This window comes from Novosphingobium sp. BL-A-41-Hi4B-X5A, assembly GCF_055521705.1.
Genome location: NZ_CM145500.1, coordinates 2,307,862 through 2,331,370, shown reverse-complemented (window position 1 = coordinate 2,331,370; position 23,509 = coordinate 2,307,862). Strand labels below are relative to the sequence as shown.

The 23,509-nt window shown below is 65.1% G+C and carries 23 protein-coding genes and 2 tRNA genes; 16 read left to right on the top strand and 9 right to left on the bottom strand.

Translation table 11 applies throughout. From position 1 onward, the window contains the following. Positions 1–4: 4 nt before the first annotated feature. A complete protein-coding gene (locus ACZ1JY_RS11320) occupies positions 5–625 on the top strand; it encodes a MarC family protein (RefSeq protein ID WP_465129325.1) in 621 nt (206 codons plus the stop codon). Between the two features lie 16 nt (positions 626–641). Here ACZ1JY_RS11320 and ACZ1JY_RS11315 read toward each other — a convergent pair whose 3' ends face one another. Genes ACZ1JY_RS11315 through ACZ1JY_RS11305 form a run of 3 tightly spaced genes read right to left on the bottom strand, consistent with a single transcriptional unit; the run spans position 642 to position 2,701 of the window. Then, positions 642–1,145 carry a hypothetical protein gene (locus ACZ1JY_RS11315; protein ID WP_465129324.1) on the bottom strand — a complete coding sequence of 168 codons (504 nt, stop codon included), beginning with the start codon at positions 1,143–1,145 and terminating at the stop codon, positions 642–644. Positions 1,146–1,169: 24 nt separating this feature from the next. Next, a complete protein-coding gene (locus tag ACZ1JY_RS11310; protein WP_465129323.1) occupies positions 1,170–1,799 on the bottom strand; it encodes an LON peptidase substrate-binding domain-containing protein in 630 nt (209 codons plus the stop codon). A 5-nt stretch (positions 1,800–1,804) separates the two neighbouring features. Continuing rightward, positions 1,805–2,701, bottom strand: a complete 897-nt coding sequence (locus tag ACZ1JY_RS11305) for a tetratricopeptide repeat protein (protein ID WP_465130901.1) — start codon at positions 2,699–2,701, stop codon at positions 1,805–1,807. A 204-nt stretch (positions 2,702–2,905) separates the two neighbouring features. Between ACZ1JY_RS11305 and ACZ1JY_RS11300 the strand changes: the two genes are divergently transcribed. Beyond that, positions 2,906–2,980: transfer RNA gene (locus tag ACZ1JY_RS11300), tRNA-Gly, on the top strand. 397 nt (positions 2,981–3,377) lie between these two features. Continuing rightward, positions 3,378–5,597 carry a catalase/peroxidase HPI gene (gene katG / locus ACZ1JY_RS11295; RefSeq protein ID WP_465129322.1) on the top strand — a complete coding sequence of 740 codons (2,220 nt, stop codon included), beginning with the start codon at positions 3,378–3,380 and terminating at the stop codon, positions 5,595–5,597. 51 nt (positions 5,598–5,648) lie between these two features. Here the strand turns inward: katG and ACZ1JY_RS11290 are convergent, their stop codons facing one another. Continuing rightward, positions 5,649–6,611: a bile acid:sodium symporter family protein gene (locus ACZ1JY_RS11290; RefSeq protein ID WP_465130900.1), complete on the bottom strand. Its 963-nt coding sequence runs from the start codon at positions 6,609–6,611 to the stop codon at positions 5,649–5,651. Positions 6,612–6,750: 139 nt separating this feature from the next. Continuing rightward, positions 6,751–6,827: transfer RNA gene (locus ACZ1JY_RS11285), tRNA-Arg, on the bottom strand. A 104-nt stretch (positions 6,828–6,931) separates the two neighbouring features. On the opposite strand from ACZ1JY_RS11285, the gene ACZ1JY_RS11280 reads away from it, so the two are divergent. Next, positions 6,932–7,345: a hypothetical protein gene (locus ACZ1JY_RS11280; RefSeq protein WP_240344833.1), complete on the top strand. Its 414-nt coding sequence runs from the start codon at positions 6,932–6,934 to the stop codon at positions 7,343–7,345. Here the strand turns inward: ACZ1JY_RS11280 and ACZ1JY_RS11275 are convergent, their stop codons facing one another. Both ACZ1JY_RS11275 and ACZ1JY_RS11270 read right to left on the bottom strand, forming a co-directional pair. Continuing rightward, positions 7,346–7,834, bottom strand: coding sequence for an MmcB family DNA repair protein (locus ACZ1JY_RS11275; RefSeq protein ID WP_118072712.1), 489 nt, complete (start codon positions 7,832–7,834; stop codon positions 7,346–7,348). Positions 7,835–7,871: 37 nt separating this feature from the next. Beyond that, positions 7,872–8,447 carry a TMEM165/GDT1 family protein gene (locus tag ACZ1JY_RS11270; RefSeq protein WP_465129321.1) on the bottom strand — a complete coding sequence of 192 codons (576 nt, stop codon included), beginning with the start codon at positions 8,445–8,447 and terminating at the stop codon, positions 7,872–7,874. Positions 8,448–8,734: 287 nt separating this feature from the next. Between ACZ1JY_RS11270 and ACZ1JY_RS11265 the strand changes: the two genes are divergently transcribed. Then, a complete protein-coding gene (locus ACZ1JY_RS11265; RefSeq protein WP_465129320.1) occupies positions 8,735–10,054 on the top strand; it encodes an alginate export family protein in 1,320 nt (439 codons plus the stop codon). On the opposite strand, the gene ACZ1JY_RS11260 is transcribed toward ACZ1JY_RS11265, so the two are convergent. Both ACZ1JY_RS11260 and ACZ1JY_RS11255 read right to left on the bottom strand, forming a co-directional pair. After that, positions 10,027–10,215 (bottom strand): DUF1289 domain-containing protein, encoded by a 189-nt coding sequence (locus ACZ1JY_RS11260; RefSeq protein WP_168903989.1) that lies wholly within the window; start codon positions 10,213–10,215, stop codon positions 10,027–10,029. The genes ACZ1JY_RS11265 and ACZ1JY_RS11260 overlap by 28 nt on opposite strands. Continuing rightward, the gene (locus ACZ1JY_RS11255) at positions 10,212–11,522 is read right to left on the bottom strand and encodes a M20/M25/M40 family metallo-hydrolase (protein ID WP_465129319.1); all 1,311 of its coding nucleotides are present in this window, start codon (positions 11,520–11,522) and stop codon (positions 10,212–10,214) included. The genes ACZ1JY_RS11260 and ACZ1JY_RS11255 overlap by 4 nt, the downstream gene beginning before the upstream one ends. Positions 11,523–11,850: 328 nt before the next feature. On the opposite strand from ACZ1JY_RS11255, the gene ACZ1JY_RS11250 reads away from it, so the two are divergent. From ACZ1JY_RS11250 to ACZ1JY_RS11200, 11 genes are all read left to right on the top strand, one after another. Beyond that, entirely contained in the window at positions 11,851–13,383 is a 1,533-nt protein-coding gene (locus ACZ1JY_RS11250; protein ID WP_465129318.1) for a DEAD/DEAH box helicase, read from the top strand. A 72-nt stretch (positions 13,384–13,455) separates the two neighbouring features. Further along, on the top strand, positions 13,456–14,166 hold the full coding sequence (locus tag ACZ1JY_RS11245) for a sterol desaturase family protein (RefSeq protein WP_118072718.1): 711 nt from the start codon (positions 13,456–13,458) through the stop codon (positions 14,164–14,166). After that, complete coding sequence (locus ACZ1JY_RS11240; protein ID WP_465129317.1) at positions 14,163–14,591, top strand: DUF2141 domain-containing protein; 429 nt, start codon at positions 14,163–14,165, stop codon at positions 14,589–14,591. Before ACZ1JY_RS11245 ends, ACZ1JY_RS11240 begins: the two co-directional genes overlap by 4 nt. Beyond that, the gene (locus ACZ1JY_RS11235) at positions 14,591–15,850 is read left to right on the top strand and encodes an MFS transporter (protein ID WP_118072720.1); all 1,260 of its coding nucleotides are present in this window, start codon (positions 14,591–14,593) and stop codon (positions 15,848–15,850) included. The genes ACZ1JY_RS11240 and ACZ1JY_RS11235 overlap by 1 nt, the downstream gene beginning before the upstream one ends. 18 nt (positions 15,851–15,868) lie before the next feature. Continuing rightward, the gene (locus ACZ1JY_RS11230; RefSeq protein WP_465129316.1) at positions 15,869–16,741 is read left to right on the top strand and encodes an HpcH/HpaI aldolase/citrate lyase family protein; all 873 of its coding nucleotides are present in this window, start codon (positions 15,869–15,871) and stop codon (positions 16,739–16,741) included. 89 nt (positions 16,742–16,830) lie between these two features. Further along, on the top strand, positions 16,831–18,177 hold the full coding sequence (locus ACZ1JY_RS11225; RefSeq protein WP_465129315.1) for a PAS domain-containing protein: 1,347 nt from the start codon (positions 16,831–16,833) through the stop codon (positions 18,175–18,177). Between the two features lie 56 nt (positions 18,178–18,233). Beyond that, on the top strand, positions 18,234–19,190 hold the full coding sequence (locus ACZ1JY_RS11220; RefSeq protein WP_465129314.1) for an alpha/beta hydrolase: 957 nt from the start codon (positions 18,234–18,236) through the stop codon (positions 19,188–19,190). Between the two features lie 10 nt (positions 19,191–19,200). Then, complete coding sequence (locus tag ACZ1JY_RS11215; RefSeq protein WP_465129313.1) at positions 19,201–20,580, top strand: M48 family metalloprotease; 1,380 nt, start codon at positions 19,201–19,203, stop codon at positions 20,578–20,580. Positions 20,581–20,590: 10 nt separating this feature from the next. Beyond that, positions 20,591–21,388, top strand: coding sequence for a DsbA family protein (locus ACZ1JY_RS11210; protein WP_465129312.1), 798 nt, complete (start codon positions 20,591–20,593; stop codon positions 21,386–21,388). A gap of 43 nt (positions 21,389–21,431) precedes the next feature. Next, positions 21,432–22,589 (top strand): sensor histidine kinase, encoded by a 1,158-nt coding sequence (locus ACZ1JY_RS11205; protein ID WP_465129311.1) that lies wholly within the window; start codon positions 21,432–21,434, stop codon positions 22,587–22,589. Between the two features lie 111 nt (positions 22,590–22,700). Continuing rightward, positions 22,701–23,498: a LytR/AlgR family response regulator transcription factor gene (locus ACZ1JY_RS11200; protein ID WP_118072722.1), complete on the top strand. Its 798-nt coding sequence runs from the start codon at positions 22,701–22,703 to the stop codon at positions 23,496–23,498. The last annotated feature ends 11 nt before the right edge of the window (positions 23,499–23,509 follow it).

Genomic DNA, 23,509 nt, shown 5'->3' with positions numbered 1-23,509 from the left:
GACGATGTGGCAGCTGTTTCTCTCCGCCTTCGTCACGCTGTTCGTGGTGATCGACCCGCCCGGCTGTGCGCCGATCTACGCCGGCCTCACTGCCAATGCGACGGCGAAACAGGCGTTCTCCATGGCCCTGCGTGCCTGCCTGATCGCCACCGGCATCCTGCTGGTCTTCGCGCTGTTCGGCGAGGACCTGCTGGGCGCTCTGCACATCGAGCTCGACAGCTTCCGCATTGCCGGGGGCATCATGCTGTTCTTGATCGCGCTCGACATGGTGTTCGAGAAGCGCACCGAACGGCGTGAGGAGCGAGCCGAGAAGGTGCGCACGGCCCAGCCGCAGGTGGAGGATGTCTCGGTCTTCCCGATGGCCATGCCGATGCTGGCCGGCCCCGGCTCGATCGCCTCGGTCATGCTGCTGACCGCGCGGGCCAACGGGATCAATGAGACTGCCGTGATCCTCGGCGCGCTGGCCTTGGTGATGGTGCTGAGCTTCATCGCGCTGGTCGCAGCCCGGCCACTGATCCGCGCGCTGGGAGCGCAGGTCGAGGCCGTGATCACCCGCCTGCTCGGCGTGCTGCTGGCGGCCCTGGCGGCGCAGTTCGTGATCGACGGAATTCAGGCGCAGTTCTGACTTGCGGTACTGCAGGTTAGCTTGGCGGAGGCATGTCTCTATCCGTTTGTATCTTGCCGGTATCCGTACGCCACACGCGGATGCCCTTGCGAACCAAGGTGCACACTTCGCGGTTCGCCGTCTCAAGTCCGGCAAAATCCAAATTTGCTAACGCCTCTCCATTTTTGAAACTGAAAGTTCTCAACGGCTTTTCTAAAACCAACTTGCCGACGGTTTTGAGAGACTGATCATCGTAGCCCAACTTATGCTCACGGTGGATCGAACCGAACAGCGTATTGGCATCAACACAACCGGACTTGGAAACTCCCGAGTTTGCGTCAGTCACTTTGATTAAAATGAACTGCGGCTCGAGCGAGATGCCGCTGCTCACTGCAATCTCGAAGTTTTCGTCAAGATTGTAGCCTGAAGCAAAGTTTGGCTCCGAAGGGGGGACGGCACCCTCGTCGGCTGCTAAAGCGGTGGATCGCTCCGGTTGGCAAGCGGTAACCAAGAGAAGTATGGCGCAAGCAATCATTCGCACAATATTTCTCGCCTCGCCCGAGGTTTACTGAAGCGTTACCCGCCCGCCGTCGTCACTGTCGCGCTTGCCGAAGAACTGCATGAGCTGGACCAGCAGCTCGCAACGGGCGGCGAGGGAATCGGCTTCGAGCAGGGCCTGCTTGGCGGCGGCATCGAACGGCGCGATCTGGGAGACGCCGTTGATCAGCGACATGTCGTCCAGTCGGCCGACCGAGTCCCAATCGACCGCATAGCCCTGGGCATCGGCGAAGCGACGGGCTTCCTGTTCGAACGACGCGCGCTCGACCGCGCTCAGCGCTTCGGCCATGTCGTCGGTGAGCAGTTCGGCCTCGATCTGGCGGAACGGCGTGGTCACGTCGAGTTCGCGGATCATGCGGAAGCGCGCGATGCCTTCGAGCACGAGGTTGAAGCGCCCATCCTCCAACGCTTCGACATCGGCGATCTTGCCGACGCAGCCCACGCTGAACAGCGGCGCGCCGTCGACCGGCGATTGCGGCTGGATCATCGCGATACGCCGGTCGCGCGCCAGCGAATCGCTGACCATGGCGCGATAGCGGGGTTCAAAGATGTGCAGCGGCAGCTGCAGGCCGGGATAAAGGACCGCGCCCGTCAGCGGGAAGATCGACAGGCGCGTCGTGTTTGCGCTCGCGCCCATCGCGGTCAACCGAACAGCACGGTGGAGAGCTTGCGGCGTGTGGCCGCAACCCAGGGATCTTCCAGCCCGATCGCCTCGAAGATTTGCAGCAGGCGAGCCTTGGCCGCGCCCTCGTTCCATTCGCGGTCGGCGGCGATCATGGCAAGGAGCTTGGCCGCGGCCTCGTCACGCTGGCCGGCGGCATAGAGGCCGTTGGCAAAGGCGAGCTGGGCGTCCATGTCTGCCGGTCGCTCAGCCGCTGCGGCGCGCAGGGCCGCGAGTTCGCCCTCTTCCGGCGGATCCTCGGCCAGTGCCAGCGCCGAGCGCGCCTGAGCCAGGGCCGGATCGGCGGCGAGCTTGGGGTCAAGCGAATCGAGCACGGCCTGCGCCTCGTCCTTCTGGCCTGCGGCAATCAGTGCGCGCACGAGGCCGGCGTGGGCCGGGGCATTGTCGGGTGCGATCTCGACGATCTGGGCAAAGATGCTGGCTGCCCGCTCGCCATCGCCTTCGGCCAGTACTTCCTCGCCCATCGCGAGCAGCGGGGTGACGTCCTGTTCGGGCTCACCGCCCTGCACCGGCAGCTTGGCGAGAATCTGGTCGAGGTACTGCTTGAGTTGCGATTCGGTGCGTGCGGGCGTCAGGTCGGCCACTGGCTGGCCCTGGAACATCGCATAGACCGTGGGGATCGAGCGCACCTGGAACTGCGCGGCGATGAACTGTTCCTCGTCGACATTGACCTTGGCGAGGATCACGCCCTTGTCGGCATACTCGGCGGCGACCTTTTCGAGCACCGGCGTCAGCGCCTTGCACGGCCCGCACCATTCGGCCCAGAAATCGAGAATCACCAGCTTGGTCATCGACGGCTCAACCACGTTCTTGCGGAAGCGGTCCACTGCCTTCTGTTCGTCGAGATTGAGCCCCATGCTGGCCAAGATGCGTCTCCGGTCGATGTATTTAGATGTGCCGCACAATGTGGGAACGCATCGCGCTTCGGCAAGGGGAAACGGGGGTTTTGCGAAAGACTTCGCATCTCATGCATTTTTGGTGTTGCGCTCTTTCCGAGTCACCGTTAGAGGCGCCCACACCCCAGCCGGACGGGGCACTTCCCACCGGCCAGAAACGCACGAGCGGGCGTAGCTCAGGGGTAGAGCACAACCTTGCCAAGGTTGGGGTCGAGGGTTCGAATCCCTTCGCCCGCTCCAGTTTCCTACTTCACGACATCGCTGAATTCGGGCTTGGTTCCTCCCTTCGGGGAAACCTTACTGCTTGATTTGCAAGCGCGGTGCCTTGCGCGTGAGGTTGTGGGCCCCGGCCTGCGCCGGGGCGACGATCCTTGCTGATCGTTGGTTAGCCGGATGCTGGCTCGCAGGTGCTTGGCTTGCAACGCGACTTTCCACTTTCGTGCGTCATCCCGGCGAAAGCCGGAATCCATTCACCTGGGTTCGCGCATTTCTCCCATCGGAATCATTGCTGAATTGCGACAGGATGAACGACCTTCGCGATAACTGTGATAGAACTAACCCGTTGGTCTGCAAACATTGAGCGATTTATCCGATTGTCAGCCCGCTATCGCGCGGGGCAACAGGAGGAGAGAAACTCATGCAGATCAGCAGGATTGCGCTGGCCGCCGTGCTTGTGGCCGCCTTGCCGCTCGGCAGTGCCGCAATGGCCGAAACCGTTACGCCGACAAGCGAACCCGCCGCGAAGGAATGGTACCCCAAGACGCTCGACCTGACCGCGCTGCGGCAGAATGAGGCGACCAAGGCCAATCCCTATGGCCCCGACTTTGATTATGCCAAGGAGTTCGCATCGCTCGACCTCGACGCGGTGAAGGCCGACATCCGCAAAGTGCTGACAACGCCGCAGCCGTGGTGGCCGGCGGACTATGGCCACTACGGCCCGTTCTTTATCCGCATGGCCTGGCACAGCGCGGGGACTTATCGCACCGGAGACGGGCGTGGTGGATCGGACGGCGGCGAGTTGCGCTTCGAGCCGCTCAATTCGTGGCCGGACAACGTCAACCTCGACAAGGCCCGCCGGCTCGTCTGGCCGATCAAGCAGAAGTACGGGCGCAAGCTTTCTTGGGGCGACCTGATGATCCTCACCGGCAATGTCGCCATGGAGGACATGGGCTTCAAGACGCTCGGCTTTGCCGGTGGCCGTGTCGATGCCTGGCAGCCCGATCTGGTGTTCTGGGGCCCCGAGACCAAGCTGCTCGACGACAAGCGGCGCGATGGCAAGGGCAACCTCAAGGGGCCATTGGGCGCGACGCAGATGGGCCTGATCTATGTGAACCCCGAAGGTCCGAACGGGGTGCCTGATCCTCTGGCGGCTGCGGCGGACATCCGCCGCGCCTTTGGCGCCATGGCGATGACCGATGAGGAGACAGCGGCGCTGATCGCCGGTGGCCACACTTTCGGCAAGGCACACGGCGCGCATAAGCCGGAGGAATGCGTCGGCAACGATCCCGGGCAGGGGAAGATCGAACAGCAGGGTCTTGGCTGGGCCAACAAGTGCGGCAAGGGCAATGCCGAGGACACCGTGACCAGCGGGCTTGAAGGCGCATGGTCGGCCAATCCGATTGCCTTCACCACGCAATACCTCGACAACCTCTATGGCTTCGAATGGGTCAAGACCAAGAGCCCGGCGGGCGCGACGCAGTGGATCCCGAAGGACCCGGCAGCAGCCAATCTGGTGCCAGACGCACACCGTCCTGACGTGCGCCATGCGCCGATCATGTTCACCACCGACATCGCGATGCGCGAGGACCCCGGCTTCCGCAAGATCACGCTGGGCTGGAAGAAGAACCCGCAGGCCTTCAGCGATGCCTTTGCCCGCGCATGGTTCAAGCTGACCCACCGCGACATGGGTCCGCAGGCGCGCTATCTCGGCAAGGATGCGCCGTCGGTGACGATGACCTGGCAGGACCCGCTGCCAAAGGCCAGCTACGCGCCCGTCGATGCGGCTGACGTCGCGGCGCTGAAGGGTTCGATCCTGTCGTCGGGCCTGACCACGGCAGAGCTGGTGCGCGCGGCGTGGGCCTCGGCCTCGACCTTCCGCGCCACCGACATGCGCGGCGGGGCCAATGGCGCGCGCGTGCGGCTTGCTCCGCAGAAGGACTGGGCGGTCAACGATCCGGCGGAGCTGGCCAAGGTGACGGCCAAGCTCGAGGAAATCCGCCTGGGCTTCAACAAGGCGGCGAAGGGCGGCAAGCAGGTAAGCCTGGCCGACCTGATCGTGCTGGGCGGCAATGCCGCGATCGAGCAGGCGGCCAAGGTGGCGGGCCAAGATGTGAGCGTACCGTTCACGCCAGGCCGCGTCGATGCGACGCAGGCGCAGACCGAAGTCGAATCTTTCAACTACCTCCAGCCCAAGGCCGATGCCTTCCGCAACTACTATGCGGCGGATTCGTTCTATGGGCCGACCGAGGCGCTGGTCGACAAGGCCGACATGCTTGGCCTCACCGTGCCCGAGACGACCGTGCTGCTGGGCGGCATGCGCGCGCTCGGCGCGAATGCGGGTGGATCGAAGGCGGGCGTGTTCACCGACCGGCCGGGCACGCTGAGCAACGACTTCTTCGTCAACCTGCTGTCGATGGACACGGTCTGGGCGAAGTCGGCGACGCCGGGGCTCTATGAGGGCAAGGACCGGGCGAGCGGTACGCCCAAGTGGACGGCGACGCCTGTCGACCTCGTGTTCGGCTCAAACTCCGAACTGCGCGCGGTGGCCGAGGTCTATGCCTCGGACGATGCCAAGGCCAAGTTCGTGACCGACTTCGTGGCGGCATGGACCAAGGTCATGAACGCCGACCGTTTCTGATCGGATCGGCATTCAAGGCGGCGGCGGAGCTTCAGGCTTCGCCGCCGTTTGCTATTCCGGGGCACCTTGGGCCAAGCGCGGTGCGATGAGGGCGCAGGCGATGAGCTGCAGCTGATGGAACACCATCACGGGCAGCAGCACGATGCCGACCGAAGCCGCCGGGAACAACACGCCCGCCATCGGCACGCCAGAGGCCAGGCTCTTCTTCGAGCCGCAGAACAGCAGGACAATGGCATCCTCGCGCGGGAGCTTCATCGCCTTGGCGGTCTGCCAGGTGGCGGCAAGGACCAGCGCCAGCATGACGAGGCAGACCAGCGTCAGCACGAGCAGGCTGACGGGCGCAACGCGCTGCCAAAGTCCCTCGACAACGGCTGCGCCGAACGCAGCATAAACGACGAGCAGGATCGATCCGCGATCGACTTTGCCGAGCAAGGTTTTGTGACGGGCGATGAAGCCGCCAATCCACGGACGCAGCAGGTGCCCTGCCACGAAGGGAAGCAGCAGCTGCAGCACGATGGTTTCGGCAGAAGCCCAGGAAAACCCGCCCGTTGCCCCGCCCATCAGCACGGCAACAAGCGCAGGCGTGGCGAAAATCCCGGCGAAGTTCGAGAACGACGCGGCACAGACTGCGGCGGCCACATTGCCGCGCGCGATGGCGGTAAAGGCAATGGAGGACTGTACCGTGGACGGCAGCAGGGCGAGGAAGAGCAGGCCCGCGCCGAACTCGACCGGGAGAAACGGCAGGGCGCGAGCGGCAAGCCCAAGAAGCGGAAACAGCACGAAAGTCGTCGCCAGCACGGCAAGGTGCAATCTCCAGTTGCGGGCCCCCTCCCAGATCGCCTCACGCGACAGCTTGGCACCGTGAAGAAAGAACAGCAGCACGATCCCCGCATCCGCCGCACCATCCACCAGCGGTACGAATGCGCCACGCGCCGGCAGCAGACTGGCGAGGACGACTGTTGCGACAAGGGCAAGCAGGAAGGGATCGAGCAGGGAGGCGACGCGCCGGAACATGCAAAGGACCTGCTTCAACGAAAGGGGTGCCGACCTCTTGGGCGCTCACGACAATGTGTCAAGGCAGAGGGTGCTGGCGTCCGACGCGGGGACCTGAGCTTTCGCGCGCGCAGCCGACGATCATCACAGCGAATGGTAATGGCGCACCCGACAGGATTCGAACCTGTGGCCTTTGCCTTCGGAGGGCAACGCTCTATCCAGCTGAGCTACGGGTGCAGGGCCGAGACGGCACCTAGCAGCGCCTTGGCGGGCATGCCAGCGATTTTGTGTTCCAGTTGCGCTTAGCAATTTGGGAACCGGTTGCGGGCTACGCCGAAGCCATGAACGGGGTTTCGACGTCATCAGGTGATTCGCGCGCTGCGCCGCCGCAGGCGGGCCGGGCCGAATTTGGCCATGCCGCTGGCAACGCCATGTCGATGAAGTGGTCGGCACTGCACGATGCCGCGGCCGTGGTCTGTACCCTGGCGGGACTGCAGCAGGAAATGCGCAAGCCCGAAGTGCGCAACTTCCCGGCGATCATGCGTGATACCGGCGGGTGGCGCTATGATCTGGCCAAGCAGGGTGTGGACGATCTCGCCGCGATCATGGAGCCGGGACTGGCGGCCTTGCTCGCAGTTTCGGCGCGCGGGCAAACCCCCGGCCCGGCCGCAACCGCGCTTTGGCATGAATTCCTGGCATCCCGCGCCGCCTTGCTGGCGCTGGTGCCGCCTCTGGGAATAAAGCGGCGGGCCTGATCAACCGCCCCATGCGGCGCATTGGGGATCAATGCCGACTAGCTGGCGGCGCAGCGATGCACGGGCAAGCCGTTCAACTTCGGCCTTCCGGCGCGCAGCAGCCAGCGGAATGGTGGGAGCCGGGCGCAGTATCTCGGCATCATAGCCGTCGGCGACGATCACCCCGCAGGCATGGGGCAGGAAGTCCTCGGTTTCGAGCACGGCACGGTCAAGATGGGGGGCAAGACCCCAGTAGAACCGGTCGCAGTGATCGAGGTAATCGGTCCACTTGCCATCGCCGAGCAGGTCCGCGCGCGAAACCTTGATCTCCACGATCACGACCTGCCCCTTGGCATCGATGCCCATGAGATCAGCGCGCCTGCCCGAACGCAGCGGCATTTCGGGCAGGCACCAGATGTCGTTGCGGGCGAACAGGCGGCAGATGCCGCGCGCGACCGCGCGGGCTTCGCGTTCGATCACATCCGAGGCGGTAGCGGCTGATTCGATCATGTCGGCACTTTAGAACAAATACCGAACACGTAAAGGCTTAGAAGATGCCGAGGGTCTGGACGAACAGCCAAACACCCGTGGCAACGAGCAGCGCAGCGGCAATCATCCGGACGACATCCAGAGGCACGCGCTTGATCAGTTCGTTGCCGAAGAACACCGCAGGCACGTTGGCAAGCATCATGCCGAGCGTGGTCCCGGCCGTGACAGCAAGGGCATCGTTGAAGCGCGCACCCAGCGCGATCGTGGCGATCTGCGTCTTGTCGCCCATCTCGACGATGAAGAACGCGACCAGCGTGGTGAGGAAGGCGCCAAAGCGCGAGGGCTTGGGAGGTTCGTCCTCGTCCATCTTGTCGGGCACCAGCGTCCACAGACCCATGGCGACAAAACCAATGGCGACGGCGAAGCGGAACCACTGGCCATCAAGGTAGGCCGCAGCAGTCGCACCGAGCAGTGCGGCGAGGAAATGGTTGGCGAGGGTTGCGACAAGGATGCCGAGCACGATCGGCAGCGGGCGCTTGAACCGCGTGGCAAGGATGATCGCCAGCAACTGCGTCTTGTCGCCAACCTCGGCGAGGGCGACTATCGCGGTGGAGGTAGTGAGAGCTTCGAACATCAGCAATTCCGGGGCCGGGCGGAGCGATCAGGCCAACGACAGCGTGCCCCTCCGCCCGGCCCGGACGATGGGTTCGCTGTCATTGGTCTCGCCCGGTGGACAAAAAGTCCTGCCGCCTGCGCCATGGCCTCTCGACCAAGCATGTTGACGCTGAGGGCCGCGCAACGCGGTGGCTACTCCCCAAGTGACGTGGGGTGCCGTTAGCGGCCTATGGCGCCGCGTGCAAGTGCGGGCTATGGCGCGGGCAATGCGCCAGCCGACAACGGAGGCGCCAGTGGAAACCCATCGTGAAGCGAACTGCTGCCGTCGCCCTTGCCTGTTGCCTGGCGCTTCCCGCGCGAGCGGAGGAAGGCCCGTGGACTTTGTCAGCCTCGACCCGGCTGCGGGTGGAATCGATCGGTGGGCAGTTCAGGCCCCTCCCCGCGCCTGCAACAGACACCATGATTTCGCTGCGGACCGAGCTTGCCGCCAGCTATGATGCCGGGCCGGTGTGGTTCAATGCCGAGATGTGGGATGCGCGAGCGTGGGGGCAGGACGCGCGCTCTTCCGCCAATGCCGGCGAGGTCAACGCGCTCGAACTGGTGCAGGCGAACGTGGCGGTGAAGCTTTCGGGCAAGAGCACGCTGACATTGGGGCGCTATACGCTTGATCTCGGCAACCGGCGCATGGTGGCGCGCCAGCGGTTTCGGAATACGACCAATGCCTTCACCGGGGCGCATCTCGCGCTGGACGGGGGCAAGGGGCGCAAACTCGACCTGATGTTCGCGCTGCCGCACCAGCGCCTGCCCGATGACGCCGCGAGCATCCGCAACGACAAGGTGCAGTGGGACCGCGAGAACTTCGACGTGATGTTCTTCGGCGCGCATGGAACCCTGCCGCAAGTGCTGGGTGGGACGCTGCAGCCCTATGCCTTCGCCCTGATCGAGCGCGACGGCGCGAAGCTGGCGACAGCGAACCGGCGGATCGGCACCGTGGGGGCGCGGCACTTCATCAAGGCGAAGGCGGGCGAGTGGGACCACGACATCGAAGGCGCGGTGCAGTTCGGCAAGGCACGGCGGACTGCGAGTGGGGCGGACGTGACCGACCTCGGTGTGTACGCGTGGTTCCTCCACGCCGATGCGGGATACACTTTCCCGACTGGCTGGAGCCCGCGCTTGGTGGCGATGTTCGATGCCGCGAGTGGCGACAAGGGCGACCCGCGCAAGTTCACCCGATTCGACACGCTCTATTCGGCGCGCCGCTTCGAGTTCGGCCCGAACGGCCTCTATGGGCCATTCCGGCGGAGCAATATCGTCTCGCCGTCGCTGCGAGTGGAAGTGACGCCGTCGAAGCGGACCGATGCTTTCGTGGCGTGGCGAACCGCCTGGGCCGAGAACCGGCGCGACCAGTTTGCCGCGACCGGCGTGCGCGATGCCAGCGGCAGTTCCGGAAGCCTTGGCGGGCACCAGATCGAAGGGCGCGTGCGCCACTGGATCGTGCCGGGTTTGCTGCAGGTGGATGGCGGGGCCGCGGTGCTGTTCAAGCGAGGTCTGCTGCGCGACGCGCCTAATGCGCCGCCGACAGGGAACACCACCTACGGCTATGTGGACCTGATGCTGACGCTCTGACGGGCGGCGAGATCGCGCAGGATCGCATGCTTCTCAGGCGCCGTGGCGGTGAACCATGCGGTGATTTCGTCGAGCGTGCGCTGGCAGCCGCGGCAGACGCTGGTGACCCGGTCAACTTCGCAGACGCCGGTGCAGGGACTGGGCGGGTGGGCCTCGCTCACCGCGTGGACTTCTCTGCCGAGAGACGGGTCATCAGCAGAGCAGCGCGCTTGGCCTGGGTCCAAATGCTGGGCACGTCGACCGTTTCGCCCGGCGCGTGATCGCCGGTCGAGTGCGGGCCGAGGCCGACCAGGCCATCGACGGATGCGGCAACGAAGCTGATGTCGCCCGCCCCGCGCTTCATCGGATCGAGCGGCTGCATCTGCGGCAGGTCGAGCGCCGTATTCACCTGATTGAGCTTGCCGAGCAGCGCCTTGTTGCCTTCGGTCGGGGCCATCGGCGGATAGCCTTCGCTGAAGGTGATCTTCGCCGAGGTCACGCCCGGATAATTGCGCGCGACGATCCATTCCATCTTGCGCATGGCGGCGGCGTTCTGTTCGGGACTGAGGGTGCGCAGATCGCCGCGCGCCACGGCTTTGCCAGCGATGATGTTGGTCTTGCCCTGTGCCGAGACATGGGCATTGTCTTCGGCCACGTCCGCCTCGGCCCCGCCGGCGATCAGGCCGACATTGAGAGTAAGGTAGGGTTCGGGCAGTTCGGTGCGAAAGGCGTCGACGATCTTCGCTGCTGCATAGATTGCGCCGTCGCCCGCGTTTGCGCCCCACACGCCGCTGGAGTGGCCAGACTTCGCCTCTATAACCAGCGTCCAGCTTTGCGAGGAACGCCGGGCGATCGATCCCATGTCCCTGCCGTTCTCGCGTGACAGGCCTTCGAAATCGAGCGCGATGTCGGCAGCCTTGGCGGCAGCAACGAGATCGGCGCGAGCGACTTCGGTGGGAGAGCCAGCTTCTTCCTCGTCACCGGTGAGGAACACTTCGATGTTGGCGCTCTTCAGCGTGCCGGCGGCATGCATGGCCCGAACGGCGGCGAGGATCACGGCGATGCCGCCCTTGTCGTCACCCACGCCGGGGCCGGTGGCTTTATCACCATTCAGGACATAGGTCTGGAACGGGGAGTCCGGCTCGAACACGGTATCGAGGTGGCCGATCAGCAGGAGTTTCTTCACACCCCTGCGCCCCTTGTGGGTGAGGACAAGGTGTCCGGCGCGCCCGGTCTGTTCCATCGGGATCCAGCGCGAGGTGAAGCCCAGCGCGGTGAATTCGGGCACGACGATATCGCGCACCTTGCGCACGCCCTCGAGATTACGGCTGCCCGAGTTCTGGTTGACCAGCGTTTCGAGGAACCTGAGCGTGCGCGCCTGTTCGGCATCGACGGTGGTGGCCATCTTCTCCTCGGCCCCCTTTGGCGCGGCTTGCGCGGTGCCAGCGCCGAGCACAAGAGCAGCCATCAGACCAGACGTGAAACGCATCGACCCACTCCTTTTGCCGTCACGTTGGCGGTGCAGGAGGCGGCATGCAACCGCCTTTTGCCCGAATTTCCTTGCTTTATCGCGCGCTCGTGCCTATGTGCGCCGCAGCAAGACCGGTGGCGGACCATTCCGCTGCAGTCCGGATGCTGGCGTGAGATTTCGCTGAAATGGCAGAAATCCGCTCCGGACGAACGGTTGTTGCCCCGCCCGCTTCCCCTTTCACGCATGGGTCGCACGATCGACCCCGCTCGTGCCGTCTTGGCGCGTGCGCACAAGCGAACACCCTCGCGCGTCGGCCCTTTGCCGATGCGCCGACGAAAGCATATTCATGTCCTTTTTTGCTGAACTCGGCCTTGCCGAACCCATTCTCCGCGCCCTCGAAACGAAGGGCTACAACGATCCCACCCCGATCCAGCGCCAGGCGATCCCGGCCCTGCTGCAGGGCCGCGACCTGCTCGGCATCGCGCAGACCGGCACCGGCAAGACCGCCGCGTTCTCGCTGCCTTCGCTGCACCGCCTTGCTGCCAACCCGCAACCCCGCAAGCCGGCCTCGTGCCGCATGCTGGTGCTTTCCCCGACGCGCGAGCTGGCCGCGCAAATCGCCGACAACATGAAGGGCTATGCCCGCTACCTCAACATGTCGGTGGACTGCGTGTTCGGCGGCGTGCCGGTGGGCAAGCAGGCCCGCCGTCTGGTTCCGGGCGTCGACATTCTCGTCGCCACGCCCGGCCGCCTGCTCGACCTGATCGACCAGCGCGCGCTGACGCTCTCGCGCACCGAAATCTTCGTGCTCGACGAGGCCGACCAGATGATGGACCTCGGCTTCATCCATGCGCTGAAGCGCGTGGCCAACCTGCTGCCCAAGACCCGCCAGAGCCTGTTCTTCTCGGCAACGATGCCAAAGGCGATCGAGGACCTTGGCAAGCAGTTCATCGTCAATCCGGTGCGCGTCGAGGTTGCCCCGAACTCGACCACGGCCGAGCGCGTCGAACAGTACGTGACGTTCATCAACCAGGCCGAGAAGCAGGCCCTGCTGACGCTGCGCATCCGTGCGCTGCTGGCATCCAAGGAGCTTGACCGCGCGCTGGTGTTCACCCGCACCAAGCACGGCGCCGACCGCGTGGTGCGCCACCTGACTTCAGCCGGGATCGACGCCCGTGCGATCCATGGCAACAAGAGCCAGGCGCAGCGCACCGCTGCTCTGGAAGCGTTCCGCCAAGGTTCGTGCCCGGTGCTCGTCGCCACCGACATCGCCGCACGCGGCATCGACGTTTCGGGCGTCAGCCACGTGTTCAACTTCGAACTGCCCAACGTGCCGGAACAGTACGTCCACCGCATCGGCCGCACCGCGCGTGCCGGGGCTGACGGCATCGCTATCAGCTTCTGCGCGCCGGACGAAAAGCCCTACCTCAAGGACATCGAAAAGCTGACCCGGGTCAAGATCGATACGATGGGCTTGCCCGAGAACTTCATGGCCGAAGCCGCCAGGCTGCCGGCGCCGAGCCGCAAGCCTGCGGAAATGGAGCAGGATGCTCGCCGTGACGCGCGCGATGCACGCGGCAATGGTGGTCGCGGCAGCCAAGGTCAGGGCCGTGGTGGCGAAGCACGTGGTGGCCAGCGCCGCGACAGCCAGGCCCACGGCGGCCGCGCGCAAGGTCGCGACGGTCGTCCGCGCGACGTCTCGCCGCGTCAGGAGCGTCGTGACGGCGGCGCTGCCGATCGCGGGCCGGTGCGCAATCCGGTGCTCGAAGCCACGCTCAACGGTGGCGAGCGCGAGGACGCGGGCAAGCCGCGCCGCTTCCGTCCGCGCGGTGCGCCGGGCGTCGGCGCGCACAAGCACAAGGTTCGCCGCGCGAGCTGAGCTTCGGAAGGTTCGGCCCTGCCCCAAGGCAGGGCTGTCCTCCCGCCCAAAACCTTGGCATAGAGCCGTGCGATGGACAGCGTTCTAGCCTCGGCGATTGCCATGACCGTGATCGTCGCGGTGCGCTACCTGATCACCAGCGGCATGTTCGCCTGGGCGACGCACAAGGTGCGGCCCGGCCACTACGCCGGGCTCGACAGGCAAATTCGTTCGGAAATCACCTGGAGCCTCGCCACCGCCGCCATCTATGGCGTGCCGGCAGGCGTGGTCGCCTGGGGCTGGCAGCAGCGCGGCTGGACGAAGATCTACACCGATCCGCTGGCCTATCCGCTGTGGTGGATGCCGGTCTCGCTGCTACTCTACCTCTTCATCCATGACACCTGGTTCTACTGGACCCACCGCTGGATGCATCGCCCGGCGGTGTTCAGGCAGGTCCACGCGATCCATCACGCCAGCCGCCCGCCGACGGCATGGGCCGCCATGAACTTCCATCCCATAGAGGCGGCGATCGTCTCGTTGCTGATCCCGGCGCTGGTCTTCGTGATCCCGATCCATGCCGGGATGCTCGGACTGGTGCTGCTGGTGATGACCGTGATGGGCGTGACCAATCACATGGGCTGGGAGATGTTCCCCCGCTGGCTCGTTCATTCTGGCGCAGGGAACTGGCTGATAACGGCGAGCCACCACCATCGTCACCACGAACTCTACCGCTGCAACTACGGTCTCTATTTCCGTTTCTGGGATCGGCTGTGCGGCACAGACAAGGGACTGTCCGCACCATGAAGCGCATCGCATTCCTGCTGCCCCTCCTCCTCGCCGGAAACGCTCCCGCGCCGACCAGCGTAACGGTCGACATCAACGGACTGCGCAATGCCAAGGGCATGATCTGGCTGTGCATGAGCGCAAATCCCAAACTGTTTCCGGAAGGATGCGACAAGGACCCCAACCGCCGCACCGCCTCGATCCGGGCAGACCAGCCCGGCCCCTTGGTGATCCGCGACGTGATGCCGGGGCGCTATGCCATCGTTCTCCTGCATGACGAGAACAGGAACAAGAAGATGGACAAGACGCTGTTCCTGCCGAAGGAAGGCTTCGGCTTCTCGCGCGATGCGCCGGTCAAGATGTCGGCGCCCAAGTTCGAGGCAGCAGCCTTTGACGTAACCGGCGGTGCACCCGTCCGCATGAAGATGAAGGTCCGATACCTGTAGTGCCAGCCGCTTCTGCCAAGCCTGCCAATCGAAGTTCCCTGGCGCCGTTCCGCTACCCCGCATTTCGGGCCATCTGGACGGCCAACCTGTTCTCCAACATCGGCTCGATGATCCAGTCGGTGGGCGCGGCATGGCTGATGACCGAGCTGACCACCAGCCACGTGCTGGTGGCGCTGGTTCAGGCCTCGGCGACGATCCCGATCCTGCTGCTGGGCGTGTTCGCCGGTGCCATTGCCGACAACTACGACCGCCGCCGCGTGATGCTGGCGGCGCAGACGGGCATGCTGGTCGTGTCCTCGGTGCTGGCCGTGCTCGCCTATACCGGCAATGTCGGGCCATTATCCCTGCTGGCGCTGACGCTGATGGTGGGCATGGGCACGGCGCTGAACGGGCCGGCCTGGCAGGCATCGGTACGGCTGCAGGTCGGGCGCGAGGATCTGCCGCAGGCGATCTCGCTCAACGCGATCTCGTTCAACCTGGCGCGGAGCGTTGGGCCTGCATTGGGCGGGATATTGATCTCGCTGTGGGATACCAGCCTCGCTTTCGCGCTGAACGCGGTGAGCTATCTTGGCATGATCGTGGTGCTGTCGCGCTGGCGGCCCGAATCGCTGCCGCCGATGCGCGAACCGATGCTTGCTGCGATCGGCCGGGGTGTCCGCTTCTGCGCGTCGTCTTCCCCGATCCGCAAAGTCCTGCTGCGTGGCCTCGCCATCGGCTTTGGCGCGGCAGGCCTGCAGGCGCTGATGCCAAGTGTGGCGCGCGACATGCTCAAGGGCAGCGAGCTCGATTACGGCCTTATGCTGGGCGGCTTCGGCATCGGCTCGATCGTGACGGCGCTGTTCGTCTCGAAAGTGCGCCAGCGGCTCGGCAGCGAGACCGTGGTGACCGGCGCGACGCTGATCTTCGCCTGCGCGCAGGTGCTGATGGCTTCGGCGACGGGCATTCCGATGGCAGTCGTGGCCGCTTTCGTGGGCGGCATGGGCTGGGCCAGCGCGATGACCAGCCTTAACGTCGCGATGCAGCTCCGCAGTCCGGAAGACATTCTCGGCCGCTGCCTGTCGATTTACCAGGCGGTCACGTTCGGCGGGATGGCGCTGGGGGCATGGTGCTGGGGCACGGTGGCTGATCTCTCGAGCCTGCCGGCCGCACTTCATGCCGCTGCTGCATGGCTGGTGCTTTCGCTTGCCATGCACTTTTTTGCGCCTATGCCGACGCGCGAAGAGGGGCGGCTGGACGCTGTTCCTGCCGTGAAAAGCTGAAGACGGAAAGTTCTCGCGATGACCGACGCCCGCCCTTTGCGCTCGCTTCTCTACATGCCAGCCAGCAATGCCCGGGCGATGGCCAAGGCGCGCAGCCTTGATTGCGATGCCGTGTGCCTCGATCTGGAAGATGCGGTGGCGCCCGAAGCCAAGGCCGAAGCGCGCGCGGCGCTGGTCGCCGAAGTGCAGGCAGGCGGCTTCGGGCATCGCCGGCTGATCGCGCGGATCAACGGCCTGTCGACGCCTTGGGGGCATGACGATCTCGCAGCGCTGGCGCAGGCGCCGGTCGAGGCGGTGCTGGCCCCGAAGGTGGACGATGCCGGCGATGTCCAGGCGCTTTCCGCAGCGATGGACGCGGCTGGATTTGCGCCCGAGGTCAGGCTGTGGGTGATGATCGAGACGCCGCGCGCCGTGCTGGCGCTGGAGCGGATTGCCGATTGCGCCGCAACCACGCGCCTTGCAGGCTTCGTGCTGGGGCTCAACGATCTTGCCAAGGATAGCGGCATCGCCCAGTTGCCGGGGCGGATGGCGTTCCTGCCGGTGCTGACCATGGCAGTGCTGGCGGCGCGGGCCAATGGCCTCGTGATCCTCGACGGGGTGTGCAACGCGATCGAGGATACCGCACGTCTCGAGGGCGAATGCGTACAGGCGCGCGATTCGGGATTCGATGGAAAGACGCTGATCCACCCGGCGCAACTTGCCGTGTGCAACCGCATCTTTGCCCCGTCCGAGGGAGATATCGCCGAAGCGGAAGCAATCGTTGCGGCTTTTGCCGACCCTGCCAACGCCGGCAAGGGCGCCCTGCGGGTGAACGGGAAAATGGCGGAATTGCTGCATCTTGCGCAAAGCGAACGGCTGCTCGCCAAAGCTGCGGCCATCGCCGCGCGTTAACCTGACATAAGCTCCACTGGCGCAACTTAAGCACTTCTTCACGAAGTTGCGCCAGACCTGCATCCCATAAAGGGGACCAGGTGAGCCTGATGGATACTTTGCGTGGATTTGATCGTGATGCCGCCGAGGCCGAACTCGACCTGGGCGGTTTCGAGGACGACGTGCCGAGCGAGCCGCCGCCGGTGGTGGGGCAGGACGAGCGCCGCATGCAGGTGCGCGCCTACAACTATTGGGCAGGCCTGCTGGGCGAACATTCGTTCCCGCTGGTCGCCCCGCTGCTCTCGGGCACTTACCCGGACTTTGCCGACAACCTCGTGCTGCTGCACTTCGACGAAGGGATCGAGGACCCGGCGATCGCCTTCCTCGGCGCGAAGCTGGCCGACGAGTGCGGCACGGAAAGCTCGATCACCCGCCTGAGTCAGGTGCCCGGCCGATCGCTGCTGTCACGCATCACCGATCATTACATGCAGATCATCGCCAATCAGGCACCGATCGGCTTCGAAGCCGAGTTCGTGAACCACTTTGGCCGCACAATCCTCTACCGTGGCATCCTGCTGCCGTTCTCCTCGGACGGAACGCGCATCGACTACATCATGGGCGCGATCAACTGGAAGGAACTGGCCGACCAGGCGACGACCGACGAGTTGCTGCTGGAAATCGGGCAGGCGCTCGATTCGGCACCGATCAAGAGCCAGCCGCGCCGTCCGCTGATCGAGCCGACCGATGCCTGGGCCGATGGGCCGGCCTCGCTTGACGGCGATATCTTTCCTGAGCCCGCCTTTGGGCTCGACGACGATATCCTGCCGCTGCCCGCAGGCGCACCTGCCGATGAACCGGAAGCCCTGGCCGATTGGCTCGCTTCGGCGCGCGAACTGGCCTTGGTTGCCAATTCGAGCGAGGACCGCACCCGCAGCGCGCTTTATGCCGCGATCGGACGGGCCTGGGACTTCGCCCTGGCGGCGCAGGCCGAACCTGAAGAGTTTGCCGAACTGCTGGACGACGCAGGGCTGACCATGCAGGAGCGCGCGCCGATGACGCCGGTGGTCAAGCTGGTGTTCGGCGCCGACTACGACAAGACGCGTCTGACCGAGTACGCCACCGCGCTGACCCATGCGCAACGCATCGGCCTGCGCCGTGGCGAGCTGGGTGCCTATCTTTCCGAGGCTGCCGGCGGCCTCAAGGGCGTGATCAATGCCGAGCGCCGTCTGCGCCGCGAGGAAGCCGGCAAGGCGCTGGCCAAGCGCGGGCCCGAAGCGCTGGCGCAATCGCTGCGCGCGCTGCCGGCACGCAAGGTCACCGAGATCGCGCCGCCCGAAGGCGAGGAGTTCGCGCTGGTGGTGGTGCGTCGCCTTGAAAGCGGTGAGATCGTCGCGCTGGGCGAAGTACACGATGACGCAGCCCTGTTCGAACGCGCGGCGCGCCATCTGATCGGCTGACCCACTGCCCCTGCAGGTGCCTTGCGCAATGGCGGCAGCCTGCTAGCCAGTGCCCCATGGCACGGACGGTCAAGGGCAAGCGACGCATGGGGTGGATCGGCTGGGCGGCGCTTTGCTTCGTCCTGCTCGGGCTGGTGGGCTATCTTGCCTACCGCCATGCCATGCAGGAAAACGCCGTGGCCGTGCTCGACGGCGCCGACAAACTGCTCAACGGTGGCGATGGCGCGATCCAGCAGGTCGCGGCCGAGCGCTATGGCAAGGACCCGGCGCAAAAGCTCGAGATGTTCGTGCCGCAAGGCGCCAAGGGCACGCTGCCGATCGTGGTGTTCGTGCATGGTGGCAGCTGGGCGAGCGGCGATCCCCACGACTATCGCTTCATCGCGCGGACGCTGTGCGCGCAGGGCTATGCGGTCGTGCTGGCGGGTTACCGGCTCTATCCGCAGGCGAAGTTTCCCGGCATGCTGGAGGACGGCGCTGCCGCCCTGCGCTGGGTGCAGGACAATGCCGCGAAGTATCATGGCGATCCGGCGCGCATGGCGCTGATGGGGCATTCGGCCGGGGCCTACAACGTGGTCATGCTCACGCTTGATCCGCACTGGCTGAATGGCGTGGGGCTGGATACGCGGGTAATCCGCGGGACGGTCTCGCTTGCCGGACCGTTCGATTTCCTGCCCCTCGATTCGCCGGCGACCATCAACAGCTTCGGCGATGCGCCTGATCTTTCCGGAACCCAGCCGGTGAACTTCGCACGCCAGGACGCGCCGCCGCTGCTGCTGGTGACCGGGGATGCCGACACCCGGGTAAAGCCGCGCAATTCCAAGGCGCTGGCCCAGCGATTGACCGAGGCAGGCGCGCCGAACCAGCCGGTCCTGCTCGACGGCGTGACCCACGAAGGCATCATCATGATGTTCGCGCGCCCGTTCTCGCGCGATACCCGCGCGCTCGATGCGGTGCTGCCGTTCCTCGCCAGGGTCACGGCACCTTCAGTTGCGGTTCAGGCTGCTGGCCGATAGTCCGAGCGCCGTGACAGTCCGAATCCCCGCCCTGCTCCTTGCGCGCCTGCTCGCGCTCCTTGCCGTGCTGTCGCTGTGCATCCAGCCTGCCGCAGCGCAATCGGTGCTGCGCGATGCGGAGACCGAGGCGCTGTTCCGCGATGCCTCCGCGCCGATCTTCAAGGCGGCGGGGTTCAACCCTAACGCCATCGATCTGGTCCTGCTGAACGACGGATCGATCAACGCCTTCGTTGCCGGTGGGCAGGCGATCTATATCCATTCGGGGCTGATCAGCGCGGCTGACAACGTCAACGAATTGCAGGGCGTGATCGCGCACGAGCTCGGCCATATCACCGGCGGCCACATCATCCGCTATAACGAGGGGCTGAAGCCGGCCACCGGCATCACCGTACTGTCGCTGCTGCTCGGCGGGCTGGCGGCTGCCGCAGGATCGCCCGATGCCGCGCTTGGCGTGTTCATGGCCGGGCAGCAGGCCGCGCTGGGCAAGTTTCTGGCTTTCAGCCGCGCGCAGGAAAGTTCAGCCGACGCTGCGGGCGCGAAGTTCCTTTCCGACGCCGGCATTTCCGGGCGCGGTTCGATCGAGTTCTTCAAGAAGCTGCAGAACCAGGAATTCCGCTATGGCTACAATGCCAGCAAGAATCCGGACGCGGAGTTCTACAGCACCCACCCGATGACGTCCGACCGCCTGACCACGCTTCAGGATGTCTATGAAAAGGACCCGGCGTGGAACACCCCGCCCCCGGCCGAGCTGCAGGCGCGGTTCCAGCGGGTCAAGGCCAAGCTCAATGGCTATCTGGCCGAACCGCAGGACACGCTGCGCGCCTACCCCGACTACATGACCGATATTCCCGCGCGCTATGCCCGCGCCTATGCCTTCCACAAGGAGGCTTACGTCGACAAGGCGCTGGCGGAGACCAGGGCCCTGATCGCCAGCGATCCGGACAACCCCTATTTTCTCGAGCTGGAAGGACAGATCCTGCTCGAATCCGGCCGCCCCGCCGATGCCCTGCCGCCACTGCGCAAGGCAACACAGCTGACCGGCAACGAGCCGCTGATAGCGACGACCTTTGGCCACGCCCTGATCGCCACCGAGGACAAGGACAATTTTGCCGAAGCCGAGAAAGTGCTGAAGACCTCGGCATCGCGCGATCGGGACAACCCCTTCACCTGGTACCAGCTCGGCGTGGTCTATGAAGCCAAGGGCGACATTCCGCGCGCGCGCCTTGCCAGTGCCGAACAGCAGCTGATGAACATGCAACTGGCCGAAGCCGTGCGCAGCGCCGAGGCGGCCGAAGCGGCACTGCCCAAGGGCACGCCCGACTGGCTGCGCGCGCAGGACATTGCGATGTCGGCGCGGGCAATGATGGAACGCCAGAAGAAATCCCGCTAGGCACCAGTCGATGTCAGATACACAGCCCCGCCGCATTGACGCATTCGCCGCCCTCGCCCTGCTCCTTGCCGCAGGCGGCGCTGCTGGAGGATGGTGGTACGCCCACCGCGACGCCGACACCGCAGCAAGTGACGACGCGCAGCTCGAAGCCTCGCTGGCCAGCGCCGGGATCGACGGAAAGGAACGCGCCGCGATCGAAGGACTGGTGCGGTCCTATATTCTCGAACACCCCGAAGTCCTGCCCGAAGCGATGGAGCGGTTGCAACAGCGCGAGGCGGCAGCACAGATCGGTCCGATGCGCGGCGCGCTCGAAACGCCCTTCCCCGGTGCGGTCATGGGCAATCCCAACGGCAAGGTCACGCTGGTCGAGTTCACCGACTTTGCCTGCACTTATTGCCGACAGAGCGTGAAGACGCTCGACGCGCTGATCGCGAAGAACCCGGACCTGCGCGTTGTGGTGCGCGAATTGCCGATCATCGCGCCCGAAAGCGCGCCCGCCGCACGCATGGCACTGGCCGCCGCAGCGCAGGGCAAGTATCCCGCCTATCACAAGGCGATGTTCGAAGGCGCCCGGCTTTCGGACGCCAGCATCACCGCTGCGGCAACCGCGGCAGGGCTCGACCTCGCCTCGGCAAGGACCTTTGCGGCCCGGCCCGATGTCGAGGAAGAGCTGAAGCGCAACCTGCAGCTGGCCCGCCAGCTCGGCATCAATGGAACGCCCGCCTGGGTGATCGGCGAACAGCTCGTTCACGGGGCAGTTCCGCAGGAAGACCTGCAGGCCGCCATCGATGCAGCACGCAAGGGCTGAGGCGGACTAGCCTCCGCCGGTCCGAACGGTTACAAACCTTTTCATGGCTGCGCTGCCGTTCAGACCGACGCCGTTCTTCGGCAACAAGAACAGAGCCTTCTGGCGCCTGCAGTTCATGGGCTGGGGCGGCGCTATGCTGCTGCGTGCGATGTCGTCCATCGCCAATGCACAGCCGTGGTCGTTCCTCGTCATCGTCGTCATCGCCACGATCACCGGCTTCTCGATCTCGCTGATCCTGTCGGTGATCTATCGCGCGCTGATCAATCGGCGGCCGATCGTGACCTGGGGCGTGACCGCCATCGCGATGTCGGTGGCCGTCGGCCTCTACGCCTTCATCGATTCGTGGGTGATAAGCCTTTACCGGCAGGGCGGCGATGCCAGTTTCGCGCAGCTGTTCCTCGGGGTTTTCTACCTCGACCTCACGCTCGTGATCTCGTGGACCGGGCTCTATTACGCGATCAACTTCTTCCTGCAGGTGGAAGAGCAGAACGACCAGCTGATGCGGCTGGAAGCGCAGGCAACTTCGGCCCAGCTGGCCATGCTGCGCTACCAGCTCAACCCGCACTTCCTGTTCAACACGCTCAACTCCATCTCCACGCTGGTCCTGCTCAAGCAGACCGAACCCGCCAACGCGATGCTTTCGCGCCTGTCCTCGTTCCTGCGCTACACGCTGGTGAACGAGCCGACCGCACGGGTAACCGTGGCGCAGGAAATCGAGACGCTGAAGCTCTACCTCGATATCGAGCGCATGCGCTTCGAGGAGCGCGTTCGGACGGAATTCCGCATCGACGATGCCGTGCGCAACGGGTTGATGCCCTCGCTGCTGCTGCAGCCGCTGGTCGAAAATGCGATCAAGTATGCCGTCAGCCCGATGGAGTACGGCGCGGAAATCACGGTTGAGGCGCAACTCGTCGGTCCAATGCTGCGGGTCACCGTGTCGGACACCGGGCCGGGCTTGCCCCCGGGCACCGATCCTTCAAGCGTGTTCGGCGTGAGCAGTGACAGCACCGGGATCGGTCTTGCCAACATCCGCGACCGTCTGGTCCAGGCCTATGGCGAGAACCAGCGCTTCGATATTTCAAACCGCCCGGAAGGGGGTTTTCAGGTCGTGCTCGAACTGCCGTTCGAAGCAAAGGCCGAGCCTGTACCAGGCATTCCCGTCCGGCGCCCGATCGGGGCCGGCATGGGGGTTGGTGCATGATCTCGGGAACCGACTGCCACTTTACCCGTCCTGCCATCAGGCAGACTCCAACGGGGGACCGTTTCGGGGGCGCAACGTGATCCAAGTCTGGACAAGACCCAAGGGAACCGCATGACGATCCGCACGATCCTCGTCGACGACGAGAAACTGGCCATTCAGGGGCTGCAGCTCCGCCTTCAGGCCTTCCCCGATGTCGAAGTGATCGACACCTGTTCGAACGGCCGCGAGGCCATCCGCAAGATCAAGACCGAAAAGCCCGACCTCGTGTTCTGCGACATCCAGATGCCCGGCTTTGACGGCTTCTCGGTGGTCAAGGGCGTGATGGAAATCGACCCGCCGTTGTTCGTGTTCGTGACCGCATATTCCGAACACGCGATCAAGGCGTTCGAGGCCAACGCGGTCGATTACCTGCTCAAGCCGGTGGAGGAAGACCGCCTTGCCGACGCGCTTGACCGCGCGCGCACCCGGCTTTCGGAAAAGCGCAGCCGCGAAGAGGCCGACAAGCTCAAGAACGTGCTCGCTGAAGTGGCCCCTGGCGCCATGCCCGAAATCGAGGACGAGGGCGAGCCGGTGGTCGGCCGCTTCGAAAAGCTCATCAACATCAAGGATCGCGGCAAGATCTTCCGCGTCGATGTCGACACGATCGAGCGGATCGAGGCCGCTGGTGACTACATGTGCATCTACACCGGCGACAATTCGCTGATCCTGCGCGAAACGATGAAGGATCTCGAGCGCCGCCTCGATCCCCGCGTGTTCCAGCGCGTGCACCGCTCGAAGATCGTCAACCTTGACCAGGTGCGCCAGGTCAAGCCGCACACCAACGGCGAATGCTTCCTCGTGCTGGAAAGCGGCGCCGAAGTGAAGGTGTCGCGCTCCTACCGCGACGTGGTCGCGCGCTTCGTTCACTGACCTCGACAGAA

What these genes read in the sequence shown, in the direction of transcription:
- ACZ1JY_RS11320 (WP_465129325.1), top strand. Translation starts at nt 5, where the DNA reads ATGTGGCAGCTGTTTCTCTCCGCCTTCGTCACGCTGTTCGTGGTGATC.
- ACZ1JY_RS11310 (WP_465129323.1), bottom strand. Translation starts at nt 1,799, where the DNA reads ATGGGCGCGAGCGCAAACACGACGCGCCTGTCGATCTTCCCGCTGACG.
- ACZ1JY_RS11305 (WP_465130901.1), bottom strand. Translation starts at nt 2,701, where the DNA reads ATGGGGCTCAATCTCGACGAACAGAAGGCAGTGGACCGCTTCCGCAAG.
- katG (WP_465129322.1), top strand. Translation starts at nt 3,378, where the DNA reads ATGCAGATCAGCAGGATTGCGCTGGCCGCCGTGCTTGTGGCCGCCTTG.
- ACZ1JY_RS11290 (WP_465130900.1), bottom strand. Translation starts at nt 6,611, where the DNA reads ATGTTCCGGCGCGTCGCCTCCCTGCTCGATCCCTTCCTGCTTGCCCTT.
- ACZ1JY_RS11280 (WP_240344833.1), top strand. Translation starts at nt 6,932, where the DNA reads ATGAACGGGGTTTCGACGTCATCAGGTGATTCGCGCGCTGCGCCGCCG.
- ACZ1JY_RS11275 (WP_118072712.1), bottom strand. Translation starts at nt 7,834, where the DNA reads ATGATCGAATCAGCCGCTACCGCCTCGGATGTGATCGAACGCGAAGCC.
- ACZ1JY_RS11270 (WP_465129321.1), bottom strand. Translation starts at nt 8,447, where the DNA reads ATGTTCGAAGCTCTCACTACCTCCACCGCGATAGTCGCCCTCGCCGAG.
- ACZ1JY_RS11255 (WP_465129319.1), bottom strand. Translation starts at nt 11,522, where the DNA reads ATGCGTTTCACGTCTGGTCTGATGGCTGCTCTTGTGCTCGGCGCTGGC.
- ACZ1JY_RS11250 (WP_465129318.1), top strand. Translation starts at nt 11,851, where the DNA reads ATGTCCTTTTTTGCTGAACTCGGCCTTGCCGAACCCATTCTCCGCGCC.
- ACZ1JY_RS11245 (WP_118072718.1), top strand. Translation starts at nt 13,456, where the DNA reads ATGGACAGCGTTCTAGCCTCGGCGATTGCCATGACCGTGATCGTCGCG.
- ACZ1JY_RS11240 (WP_465129317.1), top strand. Translation starts at nt 14,163, where the DNA reads ATGAAGCGCATCGCATTCCTGCTGCCCCTCCTCCTCGCCGGAAACGCT.
- ACZ1JY_RS11230 (WP_465129316.1), top strand. Translation starts at nt 15,869, where the DNA reads ATGACCGACGCCCGCCCTTTGCGCTCGCTTCTCTACATGCCAGCCAGC.
- ACZ1JY_RS11225 (WP_465129315.1), top strand. Translation starts at nt 16,831, where the DNA reads ATGGATACTTTGCGTGGATTTGATCGTGATGCCGCCGAGGCCGAACTC.
- ACZ1JY_RS11220 (WP_465129314.1), top strand. Translation starts at nt 18,234, where the DNA reads ATGGCACGGACGGTCAAGGGCAAGCGACGCATGGGGTGGATCGGCTGG.
- ACZ1JY_RS11210 (WP_465129312.1), top strand. Translation starts at nt 20,591, where the DNA reads ATGTCAGATACACAGCCCCGCCGCATTGACGCATTCGCCGCCCTCGCC.
- ACZ1JY_RS11205 (WP_465129311.1), top strand. Translation starts at nt 21,432, where the DNA reads ATGGCTGCGCTGCCGTTCAGACCGACGCCGTTCTTCGGCAACAAGAAC.
- ACZ1JY_RS11200 (WP_118072722.1), top strand. Translation starts at nt 22,701, where the DNA reads ATGACGATCCGCACGATCCTCGTCGACGACGAGAAACTGGCCATTCAG.